The organism is Sphingopyxis flava (assembly GCF_900168005.1).
GTDB classification, from domain to species: Bacteria; Pseudomonadota; Alphaproteobacteria; order Sphingomonadales; family Sphingomonadaceae; genus Sphingopyxis; species Sphingopyxis flava.
Window position 1 is genome coordinate 213,061 of the sequence record NZ_FUYP01000001.1, and the last position, 13,005, is coordinate 226,065.

At 63.9% G+C, this 13,005-nt stretch carries 14 protein-coding genes and 1 tRNA gene; 8 read left to right on the plus strand and 7 right to left on the minus strand.

The features are described from left to right. The first annotated feature begins 44 nt into the window (after window positions 1–44). Complete coding sequence (locus B5X69_RS01050) at window positions 45–1,283, plus strand: MFS transporter (RefSeq protein ID WP_176141471.1); 1,239 nt, start codon at window positions 45–47, stop codon at window positions 1,281–1,283. A 24-nt stretch (window positions 1,284–1,307) separates the two neighbouring features. On the opposite strand, the gene B5X69_RS01055 is transcribed toward B5X69_RS01050, so the two are convergent. Then, the gene (locus B5X69_RS01055; RefSeq protein WP_079636833.1) at window positions 1,308–1,682 is read right to left on the minus strand and encodes a glycine zipper 2TM domain-containing protein; all 375 of its coding nucleotides are present in this window, start codon (window positions 1,680–1,682) and stop codon (window positions 1,308–1,310) included. A gap of 1,232 nt (window positions 1,683–2,914) precedes the next feature. On the opposite strand from B5X69_RS01055, the gene B5X69_RS01070 reads away from it, so the two are divergent. Both B5X69_RS01070 and B5X69_RS01075 read left to right on the plus strand, forming a co-directional pair. Beyond that, a complete protein-coding gene (locus tag B5X69_RS01070) occupies window positions 2,915–3,514 on the plus strand; it encodes a helix-turn-helix domain-containing protein (RefSeq protein ID WP_079636937.1) in 600 nt (199 codons plus the stop codon). Then, on the plus strand, window positions 3,511–4,722 hold the full coding sequence (locus B5X69_RS01075; protein WP_079636836.1) for a type II toxin-antitoxin system HipA family toxin: 1,212 nt from the start codon (window positions 3,511–3,513) through the stop codon (window positions 4,720–4,722). The genes B5X69_RS01070 and B5X69_RS01075 overlap by 4 nt, the downstream gene beginning before the upstream one ends. A 311-nt stretch (window positions 4,723–5,033) precedes the next feature. On the opposite strand, the gene B5X69_RS22185 is transcribed toward B5X69_RS01075, so the two are convergent. From B5X69_RS22185 to B5X69_RS01090, 3 genes are read right to left on the minus strand one after another with little or no spacing between them, the layout of a single operon-like run. Further along, window positions 5,034–5,573 carry an oxidoreductase gene (locus B5X69_RS22185; RefSeq protein ID WP_281250909.1) on the minus strand — a complete coding sequence of 180 codons (540 nt, stop codon included), beginning with the start codon at window positions 5,571–5,573 and terminating at the stop codon, window positions 5,034–5,036. Next, window positions 5,570–5,869 (minus strand): SDR family NAD(P)-dependent oxidoreductase, encoded by a 300-nt coding sequence (locus tag B5X69_RS22190; protein ID WP_281250910.1) that lies wholly within the window; start codon window positions 5,867–5,869, stop codon window positions 5,570–5,572. Before B5X69_RS22190 ends, B5X69_RS22185 begins: the two co-directional genes overlap by 4 nt. Continuing rightward, window positions 5,866–6,069 (minus strand): Rossmann-fold NAD(P)-binding domain-containing protein, encoded by a 204-nt coding sequence (locus B5X69_RS01090; RefSeq protein ID WP_217699083.1) that lies wholly within the window; start codon window positions 6,067–6,069, stop codon window positions 5,866–5,868. The genes B5X69_RS22190 and B5X69_RS01090 overlap by 4 nt, the downstream gene beginning before the upstream one ends. Before the next feature lie 90 nt (window positions 6,070–6,159). Here B5X69_RS01090 and B5X69_RS01095 point away from each other — a divergent pair, with 90 nt between their 5' ends. Beyond that, on the plus strand, window positions 6,160–7,305 hold the full coding sequence (locus B5X69_RS01095; RefSeq protein WP_217699084.1) for an integrase core domain-containing protein: 1,146 nt from the start codon (window positions 6,160–6,162) through the stop codon (window positions 7,303–7,305). A 57-nt stretch (window positions 7,306–7,362) separates the two neighbouring features. Here the strand turns inward: B5X69_RS01095 and B5X69_RS01100 are convergent. After that, window positions 7,363–7,438: transfer RNA gene (locus B5X69_RS01100), tRNA-Trp, on the minus strand. Window positions 7,439–7,568: 130 nt separating this feature from the next. Between B5X69_RS01100 and B5X69_RS01105 the strand changes: the two genes are divergently transcribed. Together B5X69_RS01105 and B5X69_RS01110 are read left to right on the plus strand one after the other, a co-directional pair. Continuing rightward, window positions 7,569–8,501 carry a DMT family transporter gene (locus tag B5X69_RS01105; RefSeq protein ID WP_079636839.1) on the plus strand — a complete coding sequence of 311 codons (933 nt, stop codon included), beginning with the start codon at window positions 7,569–7,571 and terminating at the stop codon, window positions 8,499–8,501. Next, a complete protein-coding gene (locus B5X69_RS01110; protein WP_079636840.1) occupies window positions 8,498–9,133 on the plus strand; it encodes a glutathione S-transferase family protein in 636 nt (211 codons plus the stop codon). The genes B5X69_RS01105 and B5X69_RS01110 overlap by 4 nt, the downstream gene beginning before the upstream one ends. A gap of 49 nt (window positions 9,134–9,182) precedes the next feature. Here B5X69_RS01110 and rpoZ read toward each other — a convergent pair whose 3' ends face one another. After that, window positions 9,183–9,527 (minus strand): DNA-directed RNA polymerase subunit omega, encoded by a 345-nt coding sequence (gene rpoZ / locus B5X69_RS01115; protein WP_079636841.1) that lies wholly within the window; start codon window positions 9,525–9,527, stop codon window positions 9,183–9,185. Window positions 9,528–9,663: 136 nt separating this feature from the next. Here rpoZ and B5X69_RS01120 point away from each other — a divergent pair, with 136 nt between their 5' ends. Then, window positions 9,664–10,857, plus strand: coding sequence for a phospholipase D-like domain-containing protein (locus B5X69_RS01120; RefSeq protein WP_079636939.1), 1,194 nt, complete (start codon window positions 9,664–9,666; stop codon window positions 10,855–10,857). Between the two features lie 7 nt (window positions 10,858–10,864). Here the strand turns inward: B5X69_RS01120 and B5X69_RS01125 are convergent, their stop codons facing one another. Then, window positions 10,865–11,503 (minus strand): class I SAM-dependent methyltransferase, encoded by a 639-nt coding sequence (locus tag B5X69_RS01125; protein WP_139375608.1) that lies wholly within the window; start codon window positions 11,501–11,503, stop codon window positions 10,865–10,867. Between the two features lie 140 nt (window positions 11,504–11,643). Between B5X69_RS01125 and B5X69_RS01130 the strand changes: the two genes are divergently transcribed. Continuing rightward, entirely contained in the window at window positions 11,644–12,948 is a 1,305-nt protein-coding gene (locus B5X69_RS01130) for an MFS transporter (protein WP_079636842.1), read from the plus strand. Window positions 12,949–13,005: the final 57 nt, after the last annotated feature.

The window sequence follows — 13,005 nt, forward strand, 5'->3', positions numbered from 1 at the left end:
CCGCAGGCTTGCCGGGGCGCGGCAGCGCGTCTAGTCGCAGTGCAGTGAGTACCGACAAGCCTTCCGCTCCTTCTGCCCTCGCCCCTTTCCGCTTTCCCGCCTTTCGCGCGATCTGGATCGCGAACCTTGCCTCGAACATGGGATCGACGATCCAGGCGGTGGGGGCCGCCTGGTTGATGACGGAGCTGACGCCTTCGCACCTTTATATCGCCCTGGTGCAGGCGAGCGCGACGATCCCGATCATGCTGCTCGGCATCTTCGCAGGCGCCATCGCGGACAATTTCGACCGCCGCCGGGTGATGCTCGCGGCGCAAAGCGGGATGCTGCTCGTCTCCGCGCTGCTCGCGCTTGCGACCTGGATCGGTATGATCAATCCGATCCTGCTCCTCTGTTTCACTCTTGCCGTCGGCTGCGGTACGGCGCTCAACGCGCCCGCGTGGCAGGCCTCGGTGCGCCTGCAGGTGGGGCACGAGCATCTGCCGCAGGCGATCGCGCTCAATACCATCGCTTTCAACCTTGCCCGCAGCGTCGGGCCGGCGCTTGGCGGGCTGCTCATTTCGCTGACGGGTCCCGCCATCGGCTTCGGGCTGAATGCGCTGAGCTATGTCGCGCTGATCATCGTTCTCTTGCGCTGGCACCCCGAGATCACGCCGCCCAAGCGCTCTCCGATGCTTTCGGCGATCGCCACGGGGCTTCGCTTCTGCGCGCAATCCGATCCGGTTCGCCGCGTCCTCGTGCGCGGCTTCGCCTTCGGGTTCGGCGCGGCGGGTTTCCAGGCGCTGCTGCCGTCGGTCGTTCGCGATCAGCTCGCGGGCGACGAACTCATCTATGGGCTGTGCCTCACGGGATTTGGAGCAGGCTCGATCCTTGCCGCGCTCGGGATCGGCAAGGCGCGCCATCGCTGGGGTAGCGAAACCCTAGTCGGGGGCGCCGCGCTCCTGTTCGCTATGGCCACCTTCGCGATCGCGCTCTCGAATAGCATGACGCCCGTGCTTGCTGCGGCGTTCGTAGCGGGCATGTGCTGGGTTGCAACGATGACAACGCTGAATGTCGCAATGCAACTGCGCTCGCCCGAGGCGATTCTCGGCCGCTGCCTTTCGATCTATCAGGCAGTAACATTCGGCGGGATGGCCCTCGGCGCCTGGCTGCTCGGCGTGGTTGCCGATTTGTCGAGCCTGCCAGCGGCGCTCGCGGCGGCGGCCGGCTGGCTGATCCTCTCCTCTACTGCGCTCCGGTTTGCCGCGCCAATGCCGCGGCGCGACGAAGGGCGCGTGCTGCCCTGAGCGAAGCAGAAGAACTGCCCCCGCCTAGCGGCACCTGAGCTCGCCGCGATCGATCGCTCGGCCAAGGAGGCCCCCGCCCGCCGCACCAATGATCGTGCCGACTGTGCGATCCCGGCCACCGTCGAGTTCGCGGCCGACGAGCGCGCCCACGGCTGCCCCGATAATCAGCCCCGTCGTGCCATTATCGCGACGGCAGTGATAGCGGCCGTCGCGGCCGCGCCAGATTCGGTCGTTATAGGACAGCCGGCGCGGTTCATAATAGCGGCCATAGCGGTCATAGAGAGCGCGGTCTTTCGCGCGCTTGCCATGCGCCGGCGCCCACGGGGGCGGATCGGCATAGGCGGCGGGGGCGGGAAGCGCGATCCCCGCGAACAGTAGAGCGGCAAGAATCTTTTTCATGGGTCCCTTCTCCTGCCCGAAACGAGCGGCCGATAGCAAAGGCCAAATGCCCTGACCGGACCATGAATGGATCGTTGGAGCGTTCGGTTCCCGCGACAAGCAGATGGGACCGAAAATACTGCGACGCCGCCCCCTCCCCGATCGCCATGCCCACTTGCCCGCGCGCGGGCGCCTGCCCCCCATACGCCTGGCGAGTGCAATAATTCATATCTGGCAACGATTTTTCTGGAAAAATGCAACCGATCTCGGCAACGGAAAAACCCTTGGGGGCGCCAAGCAGGGGCGATCATGCGCGTAGCATTCGAACGGGGCGGAATTTACATTGTTTTTCGGTTCCGCCGGGGGGACAAATCGCAATTGGGTCTGGTGATCAAATGGCGCCGCTCGCAGCTCCGCAGCAGCGAGCGCGAAGGTTTGTGGCGGTCATGGTCCCTCGGACCTCTTTATATCCGAACGCATCAGCGCCTCGACCAGCCCCGCTAAGGCCGCCTTGCCGCTTGGGCGGGCGCGCGGCGACTCCGAGCGTCGGCCAGACATATTCGTCCTGCCGCGTGATGATCCAAAAAAAAAGATGCGAGCGAACGCTCAACCTTCAAGCGATCGGCGGTCCATTTGAAAAAATGGCAGGGACAGCAGGATCCGGGCGCTCCCTGGACCAGGCTTGACGCTCCTCACCGATCGCATTGCCGACAGTCCTCCGGCACCTCAGCGACCGCATAGGCTGGTGAGCCTGACCCGCCCGGCGGGGGAGCCTGTGGCCGGCGCTCTCGGCGCCGAGTTCCTCGCCACGGAATCGGCCGGCGCCAAGGCAAATGGCAACCGTCCGGGGCCGAGGCGGACATCTAACTTCCATGCCGGGGGACCGCTAAAGCGGGCTTCCTGCGTGCCTGCCGCTGTCGCGCGCGCGCGGACTGTTGCTCGCGGATCGACGGGAGCGATCTATCTATAACAATGCCGACGCCTATATGCCCGATCTTCTCACGTGCCGGCGCGAGCATGCGCCTGATCCGCGGCGAAAGAGGAAAGCTCTCCCATATCTGTGCCGCGCTGGCGCTGGCGCGGAGCGCTCCGCTTCCGCGGGCGCAGGAGTTGGCCGACGGCTTGCAGCGCCCGTATATATTCCAGAATATATTCAGGAGCAAAAATATGCTTTGGCATATAATTATTGCTCTCGGCTCGGTTTTCATATATTCAAGCATATTCCTACGCATAATTATATGCTTGAGAATATAATGACCAATGGCCTGACCCTTGCCGAGACCTTGAAAAAGGCGCGCCATGCGCGGGGCCTGACACAGGCCGAACTCGGGGCGCGCGTCGGCATCCCGCAAAGCCATATTTCGAAGATCGAGAAGGGCAGCGTCGACATAAAATTGTCGAGCCTGACGGAGATCGCGCGCGCGCTCGACCTCGAAGTCACGCTCGTACCGCGTCGCGCGCTCCGGGCGGTCGAAAGCAGCGTGAGGGCGTTCGGCGGGGCAGACGAAACCAGCCGCGCGATCGCCGCGCTCGACGAGCAGCTCGAGCTTGCCGAAAGGATCGAGCGGAAATTCCCGGAGCTTATCGAGACGGAAAGCTTTGGGAGAGCGGTGCGCAGCTTGCGCAATCTCCAATACACGCCGCCGGCCTGGCGCGCGCTCGACGAGGCCCTCCGTCCGGCGCGCGAGCTAGGGAAATCGCTCGAGGCTTTCGCCGAGGCGACTGCACTTGCCCGGCGCCTCAGCACGGCCACCACCGCGCTGCGATCGCTGCGCAACGAAGCCGCGCATCGGCCCGCCCTCCCCGCTCCGCAGCGCCCCGCACACCGCCTCGACGAGGAGGATGACGCATGACCGATGCCGCTGTCCTCGACATTCTCCTCCACGGTACGCGGATCGGCACGATCGCGCGGCTCGACGGGGACCGGAGCATCTTTTCGTTCGACGCGGCCTATGCCGCCGATCCGGCGCGCGCGACGCTCTCGCTCGCCTACCGTGACACCCACGGCGCGCTCATCGACCAGCCGCGCGCCTATCAGACGCGGATCGAGCCCTTTTTCTCTAATCTGCTCCCCGAAGGAACGCTCCGTGATTATCTCGCGCGGCGCGCCGGCGTCAAAAGCCCGCGCGAATATCGGCTGCTCGCCGAGCTCGGCGCCGATCTTCCCGGCGCGGTCACGGCGGAACCGGTCGGAGGGTGGGAGGCCCCGGAAGAGGCCGACGAGGAAGGCACAAAAGCTCAGGCGAAACATGCGCTGCGCTTCTCGCTCGCAGGCGTGCAGCTCAAATTCTCGGCTGTGAAGAACCAGGGACGCGGCGGCGGAATCACCATTCCGGTGACCGGCACCGGCGGCGACTGGATCGTCAAACTGCCTTCTTCGCGCTTTCCGGACGTGCCCGAGAATGAATATGCCGCAATGCTGCTCGCGCGCCGTCTCGGCATCGAAGTTCCCGACGTCGACCTCGTCCCGATCGACAGCATCGCGGGCCTGCCCCAAGGCATCCGCCGTTACGGCGCCAGGGCTTTCGCTATCCGGCGTTTCGACCGCAGCCGCGAGGGCCCGGTGCATATCGAGGATTTTGCGCAGGTCTTCGGCGTCTATGCCGACGATAAATATGAGAATGCGAGCTACCGCAGCATTCTCTCGGTGCTCGCGATCGAGAGCGACGAGGAAAGCGCTGTCGAGTTCATTCGCCGCCTCACCTATTCGGTGCTGATCGGCAATGGCGACATGCAGCTCAAGAATTGGTCGCTGATCTATCCCGACCGGCGGCGGCCGATCCTGGCGCCCGCCTATGACCTGCTCTCGACGCTGCCCTATACCGCAGACGAGGAGGCCGCGCTCAAATTCCATCGTTCGCGCGCCTGGGAGAGCTTCACTTTCGGCGAACTTGAGGCGATCGCCGGCAAGGCACGGCTACCGGCGGCGCTCATCGTCCGGACCGCGAAAGAGACGGCCGAGCATTTCGACGACATATGGCGCGAGGAGAAGGACCAGCTGCTCTTCACGCCCGACGTCATCGAAGCGATCGAGCAGCACCGCGGGCGCCTCGCGATCTGACGATCGGGCTCACCGGAACCGGAAGATAGCCCCGGCCCGCTTCCACCTGCGAAGCTATACCCTACAGGGTATATGCGAACATTTTACCTCGCAGGGTATATTCATCCTCTTGATAAACGGGCGCCTTGAGCATGCGCATCGATAGTCGGGAGCGGCTGGGCATGGCCGAGAGCTGACAGATATCTTTGGGTCTGCTCTCGGCTTGAACGGAAATTTGACCTTCGAACCTCGGTATCAACAAGTGGGTCCAACCCTGCGCCGAGGTTTGTCGCATGCCGACGTCGTTTCCGTGCAGACGTCGGGCCATATCCTCATACCGTTCGTATGGTTCCGCCATCGATGATGAACTCGGCGCCATGAATCGCAGCGGCGCGATCCGAGGCAAGATAGGCGATAAGATCGGCGACCTCGGCTTGCTCCGCTCCGCGCCCGATCGGGATGCCGCCCAAACCGCGGAGAACGGCTTGCCGGGCGTCCTCGATCGTGCCGCCATTAGCGGCCTGAAGGCGTTCCAGCAATTGAACGGCTGACTCGGTCATGATCCAACCAGGGGAGACAGCGTTGACCCGCACGCCTTTCGCCCCCAGTTCCTTGGAGATCGATTTGCTGTAGGTCCGGAGCGCAGCCTTGGCGGCGGCGTATCCGGTGGTGGCTTCCGGCAGCGGCAGGATTGACTGGATGGAGGTCACATGCACCACCGCTCCGGCCCCTTGCTCGATCATGCGGGGGACGAGGAGGCGATCGAGGCGGACGGCGGCGAGCAGGTTCAGGTTCAGGTTCAGGTTCAGGTTCAGGTTCAGGTTCAGGTTCAGGTTCAGGTTCAGCTCGGCGAGCCAGTGATCGTCGGTCAAGGCGGCGAAGCCCCCGCCGGCGAAGACGAGCCGCCAATCACATGGGCGATGATGTCCACACCGCCCATATTCGCGAGCGCGGCGGCCGCCAGCATTTCGCTGCCCTCGCGGCTCGTCAGGTCCGCCCGGACGAACTCTGCACCGGCAATGGGGTCGGGGTTTCCGCGGGCGGCGGCGAGGACGCGGGCGCCGCCCGCCAGGAAGCGCTCGACGGTTGCACGGCCCAGCCCTTTGGTGCCTCCGCTGACGACGACGCGCTTGTGCGCAAACTCGGCCGGATCGGTCCGGATGCTCATAGCGTGATCTCCAGCGTCTCGATGAGGTCGCCTTCGAGCGTGAAGGCATAGGTGAACCGGATCGGGCTGCCCTTGAAGTCGCCATGGACGGAGCCTTCGACCACGACCCGACCATTTTCCTGACGGGCGCAATCGGGCGTGAAGATCGCCTTCACCGCCGCGACTTCATTCTCAAGCAAGGTCTGAGCGGCCCGAGACATGGGTGACACTCTGTACCGGAGACATCGGTTACACCTCCCGCATGCGATCGCATGCGGGAGGTGTCAATGCCGTGGAAGGAGTGTTCGGTAATGGAAGAGCGAATGCGCTTCGTTGTCCGCCTGTTAGACGGTGAACCGATGAGCGAGCTGTGTCGCGAGTTCGGTATTTCCCGCAAGACGGGCTACAAAATATTCAATCGCTATCAGGACCATGGTCTGGATGCGCTGACCGATCGGTCGAGACGGTCTGTTCGTTACGCCAACCAACTGCCAGAGCCAATTGAGCGGATGATCGTCAGGGCCAAGCAGGATAAGCCCCATTGGGGTGCGCGTAAGATCCGTGAGCTGCTGGTCAGGCGCCTTGCCGGCGACGTGCGCATACCCGCAAGAAGCACCATCCATGCCGTCCTCGATCGGCACGGCCTCGTCCAACGGATGCGAAGGCGCAAGCGCGCAACCGGAACGCCGCTCTCCCAAGGCGCCAGGCCCAACGATCTTTGGTGCGTGGACTTCAAGGGCGAGTTCATGCTCGGCAATGGCCGATATTGCTATCCGCTCACGGCCACCGACCACGCCTCACGCTATCTGCTCTTGTGTGACGCACTCGAGTCGGTCCGCGAAGACCTGGCCTTTCCGGCCTTCGAGCAGCTGTTCAAGGAGCGCGGACTGCCAGCCGCCATCCGCTCCGACAATGGCGTGCCCTTCGCCAGCCCCAACGGGCTCTACAACCTCTCCAGGCTCGCCGTCTGGCGGCTCAGGCTCGGCATAGAGATCGAACGCATCAAACCAGGGCGCCCACAGCAAAATGGCCGTCATGAACGAATGCACCTGACGCTGAAAAAGGAGGCAACCAGACCCGCCGGGGCCAACTTCCTCCAGCAGCAAGCGAAGTTCGACGCCTTCACGGCTGAGTTCAACAATGAGCGACCGCACGAGGCGCTCGGAATGAAGGTCCCAGCCGATTGCTATCAGCCATCAGCGCGCGATTATCACGGCCTCCCAGAGCTCACCTACCCGCTCCACGACAAGGATGTCATCGTCACATCCTGTGGACGCATCTGCATGCACAGAAAGAAGATCAACATATCGACCGTCCTCGCCGGCCAGCGCCTCGGCATCAAGGAAATCGACGAGGGCATCTGGCTCGTCAGCTTCATGCATTACGACTTGGGATATATCGACTTGGAGCAGAAAACCCTGCAAACCCTCGACAACCCGTTCGGCCCGAGGTTGTAACCTATGTCTCCGGTACGAAACGTCACCTATGTGTCCGGGCTGGACAACACACCGACCTGGCAGGGGCAGCAGGATTCGAACCCGCGACCCTCGGTTTTGGAGACCGATGCTCTACCAGCTGAGCTATACCCCTAGGCCGGACGCCGCCCTTAGCCGCATCAGGGGCCCGTGTGCAAGGGGATTGCATCGCTGTCTCATGAAGCGTGACCGGAAAAGATCCATAGCTTGCAAAGTATCTCGAGATTGATATGCGCTTGCGGCACATGAAAGCCGCCCAGCATCCCGAGGTTCCGCAGCATTATCTGGGCGGCATTGCGCTTCGCTTGCTGGCAATGGCGAGTCTGTCTGCCATGTTCGTGCTGGTGAAGATGGCCGCCGACGCGGGGGTTCACGTCGCCGAGAGCCTCTTCTGGCGGCAGGTTGTCGTGTTACCGCTGCTCGTCATCTGGGCGATGCGGCACGGGGGACTTTCCAATTTTCATACCCGCCGCCCCGGCACCCATGCCCGCCGCGCCATCATGGGGCTGACTGGCATGGCGCTCAATTTCGGCGGCATGATCTACCTGCCGATGGCCGAGGCGACGACGATCAACCTCTCGGTCCCCATCTTCGCGGTGATATTCGCTGCGCTATTCCTGGGCGAGCCGACCGGCTGGCAGCGCTGGAGCGCCGTCATCATCGGCTTCCTGGGCGTCCTCGTCGTCCTCAATCCGACGACGGTCGTCGCGAGCGGGTTCAGCGGCGATCATGGTCTTGGGACGCTCATCGCACTTGGAGGCGCCGTCATGACCGCGCTCATCACCATCCAGGTCCGCGATCTCAGCCGCACCGAAAGCGCGATGTCGATCGTCTTCTGGTTCAGCCTGATCTCGCTCATCCCGCTCACGCTCGCGCTGCCCTTCGTGATGACGTCCCACAGCGCGTCCGAATGGGCCATCCTCATCGGTCTTGGTCTCCTCGGCGCGGTAGTGCAGATGTCGCTGACAGGCGCGCTGCGGCTCGCACCGGTCGCGCTGGTGACGCCGATGGATTATTCGAGCCTCCTTTGGGCGATTGCCTTCGGCTGGTATTTCTTCGGCACCTTCCCAGCCGAGACGACCTGGGTCGGCGCGCCATTGATCATCCTCAGCGGCCTCTTCATTGCCTGGCGCGAGCACCGGCTCCATATCGAGCGACAGAAGGATATTGCGGCATGAAGCCGAAGCCCATCCTCTATCATTGCCCGGACGCGCGGTCGCTGCGCTGCCTTTGGGCGGCCGAAGAGTCGGGGATGGAGATTGATCTTCGCCTCCTCCCCTTCCCACCGCGTGCCTTTGCACCCGACTACCGTCCGGTGAACCCGCTGATGACCGTGCCGGGCTGGGTCGAGGAGGGGCGGCTCATGACCGAATCGGCCGCAATCTGCGAGCGGATCGCGGAAGGAACGCCGCTCGAAGTGCGCCGCGAGGAGGCCGATTACTGGTCGTACCGCAACTGGCTGCATCGCAGCGATGCGACGCTGACCTTCCCGCTTGCGATCATGATCCGCTACACACGCGTCGAACCCGAGACGCGGCGGCTTGCGCAAGCAGTCGACGATTACAAGGCCTTCTTCGGCGGCCGCGCCAAGAGCATCGAGTCGGCCCTATCCGACGGGCGCGAGTGGCTCACAGCCGATCGCTTCACGATCGCGGATATCACGGTCGGCTATGCTGCATTTCTTGCGACCACACTCGATGCGGGCGCCCTGCTCGGCGAAGCAACGCAGGCGTGGCTGGCGCGCTGCATGGCGCGGGACGGCTTCACGCGGGCGCGCAGGAGGCAGCAGGCGAGCGAGCCTGAAAACTAAAGAGCCGCGGTTACCCGCGGCTCTTGGGTCTCGTCTTCTTGCGACAGCCTTATTCGAAGTCGCCGCCGCCGCCGGCGGGGCTGCGCGGCGGAGCAGCAGCAGTGAGGCGCAGCGCTTCGGCCGAGCGGCTGATCGAGCTGATTTCATCGGGCGTGTCATCGTCGTCGATGACAACCTTCTGCAGCGTGCCGACGAGCGATTCCTGAAGCTCCTTGGGGCGCACGGTCTGCTCGGCGATCTCGCGCAGCGCGACGACGGGGTTCTTGTCGCGATCGCGATCGACAGTCAACTCCGAGCCGCCCGATATCTCGCGGGCGCGGTGCGCCGAGAGCAAGACCAGATCGAAACGGTTGGGCACTTTGTCGACACAATCTTCGACGGTAACGCGGGCCATGATAATTCCTTGATCGAGGAGAGGCCAGCACCCCGGGGGGTCTGGCAGCAAGCGCTGCGCGCTAGCAGCAGGCCCCGCAAATGTCAATCAAACGGCTCGCTTGCCCGCGTGCCGCCGCGCGGCCTATGTGCAGGACATGACCGAGGCTACCGCTTCTGCACCGCCGCCGCAAAGACTGACGGCCAATGTGGCGGGGCATCGGCTCGAGCTTCTCTTTGACGGCGCCGACCGGCTCGAGCAGCTGCGCGCGCTGATCGACGGCGCGGCGCGCAGCATCGACATCATCATGTATATTTTCGACGACGATCCGATCGGGCGCGACATTGTCGCAAGGCTCGTTGCTGCCGCGCGCCGCGGCGTTCGGGTGCGCGCGGTAATCGACCGCTTCGGCTCGTCCGACACTCCCGACAGCCTCTTCGCGCCGCTGCGCGCCGAGGGCGGATCGGTGACCTTCTTCTCGCGCCGCTGGCGCTCGAGCTATCTCATTCGCAATCACCAGAAGCTGCTTCTCTTCGACGGGAAGACTGCCGTCACCGGCGGCTTCAACATTGCCGAGCATTATCTGAGCCCGCCGGGGCGCGATTGCTGGTTCGACCTTGGACTTTTGGTCGAGGGCCCCTCTCTCGCGAAGGCGGCCGCCTGGTTCGAGGCGATCCATGCCTATACTCTAGCGAACGACGGCAAGCTTTTGATGCTGCGCCGTATCATCCGCGAATGGCCGGTGAGAGGCGGCCCTGTGGAATGGCTCGTGGGCGGCCCCACCGAGCGCCTTTCCCCCTGGGCGCGTGCGGTGCGACAGGATCTCGACCAGGCGCTGCGGCTCGATATGGCGATGGCCTATTTCTCGCCGGGCCAGGGAATGCTCAGGCGATTGGGCCGCGTTGCGCGCCAGGGCCGTGCCCGTCTCATCATGGCGGGCAAGTCGGACAATGCCGCGACGATCGGGGCATCGCGGCTCCTCTACGGCTATCTGCTGCGCAAGCACGCCGAGGTCTGGGAATATCAGCCGTGCAAACTTCATATGAAGCTGATCGTGATCAACAATGTCACCTATATCGGGTCGGCGAATTTCGATGCGCGCAGTCTGTTCGTCAATGTCGAGATCATGCTGCGCATCGAAGATGCCGAGTTCGCCGCCACCATGCGGGATTTCATCGCCGCCCTCGAGCCGGATTGCGAGGTAATTACCCGTCAATCGCACAAGGCGCGAGCGAGCTGGCCGAAACGGCTGCGCTGGACGCTCGCCTGGTTCGTTGTATGCCTCGCAGACTATACGGTGTCGCGCCGTTTGAACTTCGGGCTTGCCGAGCCTGACCTTGAAACGGTCTGAGGCAACCTCAGTCTTTCCAGGCCCAGAACAGGAAGCAGGGCGGGACGTTCACCCATTCGAACGCATTGTCGACGCGCTCGAAATGCACCGCAAGAAAGTCGCGCGCGCGCGCGCGAAACTGATAGACGAGGAAGGCGCCGCCCGGGCGCAGAACGCGGTGCGTTGCCGCCGCGATTGCGGGGCCGACGCCGGCGGGAAGGGTCGAAAATGGAAGCCCCGAGAGGACATAATCGGCCTTCTGAAATCCGTGGGCTGCGACGATCTCCTCGACGTCCGCGGCGGACCCGTGAACCGCAATGAAGCGACTGTCGCGAATATCCTTGCGCAGATAGTCGATGAAATCCTCATTGGTATCGATCGCGATCAGCGTTGCATCGCCCGCCATGCGCTCAAGAACAGGACGGCAGAAGGTCCCGACGCCCGGACCATATTCCACGAAGAGCTTGGTGTTCTTCCAATCGACCGGGCGCAGCATGTGCCTGATCAAGGTCGGCGAGGAGGGAACAATCGAACCCACCATAACGGGATGCTTGATGAACCCGCGGATGAACATGCCCCACGGTCCGAAAAAGCGTTTGAGCCGCTCGCGCACCCGGCGGGGGAGCCCGATCTTCGATTCTTGGGCGTGCGCCCGCGGATGGGTCATGGTGGCTTTCGCGTTGTTTCGGTTTTCCTGTCGGTGGCAAAAAGGAGGAGACAGCGCAAGGAAAGATATGGGCTTTGCGTTGGACAGCGAGTGCATCGCGTGTAGGGAGAGGCGGACTTGCGACAAGCGGAAGGGACGGCATGACGGCGATATCGCGTTCGATCCCCAATGACCGGATGGCCGTCCTCTTTGCGATCATGCTCGTTGCAGCCGCGGGCAACACCGCGATGCAGTCGATCCTCCCGGCGATCGGCGCCAAGCTTCACATCCCCGATGTCTGGGTCAGCCTCGCTTTCAGCTGGTCCGCACTGCTCTGGGTCCTCACCGCCCCGCATTGGGCGCGCCAGTCGGACAAGCGCGGGCGAAAGGCGCTGATGGCGCTCGGAATGGCCGGCTTCATCTCGTCGATGGCGCTGTGCGGTTTGACGCTGTGGGCAGGCCTGTCGGGCCTGATCGCAAGCGGGGCAACCTTCATCATCTTCGCGCTCTTTCGCAGCCTTTATGGCGGGTTCGGATCCGCGTCCCCGCCCGCCGTCCAGGCCTATGTTGCCGCGCGGACCGAGCCTGAGGAGCGGACGCAGGCCTTGTCGCTCGTATCGTCTTCCTTCGGGCTCGGAACGGTGATCGGCCCCGCGATCGCGCCCTTCTTCATTCTGCCCATCGTGGGGCTCTCAGGCCCGCTTCTCGTCTTCGCGCTGATCGGTCTTATCGTCCTCATCACGCTGCGCTGGCGCCTCCCCAACGACATGCCGCGCTTCGCCGCGCGCGGATCGATCGCGCCCTACCCTGCCTCGGGGCTGGGGACTGACGCGCGCCGCGACGAAGATGAGGACGAATCTGACGCCGCACTGCGACCACCGCTCCAATGGAGCGATCGCCGGGTGCGTCCCTGGATGCTCGCCGGGCTGCTGGGGGGGCAATCGCAGGCGATGATGCTCGGCGTTATCGGCTTTCTCATTCTCGACCGCCTCAACCTAAGGACCAACCCCGACGAGGCGGCCGCGATCACCGGGATCGTGCTCATGGCAGGCGCCTTTGCGACGCTGCTCGCACAGTGGGGTCTCATACCCCTCCTCAAAATGACACCGCGCGCGACGGTCCTCGCCGGCGCAGCGCTAGGCGCCGCGGGCACCGTGATGACCGGCCTTGCCCAGGACCTCCATGCGATCGTCATCGGCTTTGCCGCCGCATCGCTCGGCTTTGGCCTGTTCCGCCCCGGCTTTACGGCCGGCGCCTCGCTCGCGGTCACCGGACACCATCAGGGCGCAGTCGCGGGCATGACCGCTTCGATCAACGGGTCGGCCTATATCGTCTCGCCGGCGATCGGCGTCCTTCTTTACAACTGGCACGCGATGGTCGCTTACGGCGTGATGGCGGGGTTTTGCGCCTGGCTGGTGGTGTGGGGCTGGTCCGCGCTCCGGCAGGACCCGCCCCTTTCCACCTAGAGTGCCGGTTTTGATTAAATCAAAACCGGCACTCCAGAGACTTGTTTTACCGTGCTT

Excerpts from the sequence above, each read along its gene's own strand:
- B5X69_RS01055 (WP_079636833.1), bottom strand. The coding sequence starts at position 1,682 with ATGAAAAAGATTCTTGCCGCTCTACTGTTCGCGGGGATCGCGCTTCCC.
- B5X69_RS01070 (WP_079636937.1), top strand. The coding sequence starts at position 2,915 with ATGACCAATGGCCTGACCCTTGCCGAGACCTTGAAAAAGGCGCGCCAT.
- B5X69_RS01075 (WP_079636836.1), top strand. The coding sequence starts at position 3,511 with ATGACCGATGCCGCTGTCCTCGACATTCTCCTCCACGGTACGCGGATC.
- B5X69_RS22190 (WP_281250910.1), bottom strand. The coding sequence starts at position 5,869 with ATGAGCATCCGGACCGATCCGGCCGAGTTTGCGCACAAGCGCGTCGTC.
- B5X69_RS01090 (WP_217699083.1), bottom strand. The coding sequence starts at position 6,069 with ATGTCTCGGGCCGCTCAGACCTTGCTTGAGAATGAAGTCGCGGCGGTG.
- B5X69_RS01095 (WP_217699084.1), top strand. The coding sequence starts at position 6,160 with ATGGAAGAGCGAATGCGCTTCGTTGTCCGCCTGTTAGACGGTGAACCG.
- B5X69_RS01105 (WP_079636839.1), top strand. The coding sequence starts at position 7,569 with ATGAAAGCCGCCCAGCATCCCGAGGTTCCGCAGCATTATCTGGGCGGC.
- B5X69_RS01110 (WP_079636840.1), top strand. The coding sequence starts at position 8,498 with ATGAAGCCGAAGCCCATCCTCTATCATTGCCCGGACGCGCGGTCGCTG.
- rpoZ (WP_079636841.1), bottom strand. The coding sequence starts at position 9,527 with ATGGCCCGCGTTACCGTCGAAGATTGTGTCGACAAAGTGCCCAACCGT.
- B5X69_RS01120 (WP_079636939.1), top strand. The coding sequence starts at position 9,664 with ATGACCGAGGCTACCGCTTCTGCACCGCCGCCGCAAAGACTGACGGCC.
- B5X69_RS01125 (WP_139375608.1), bottom strand. The coding sequence starts at position 11,503 with ATGACCCATCCGCGGGCGCACGCCCAAGAATCGAAGATCGGGCTCCCC.
- B5X69_RS01130 (WP_079636842.1), top strand. The coding sequence starts at position 11,644 with ATGACGGCGATATCGCGTTCGATCCCCAATGACCGGATGGCCGTCCTC.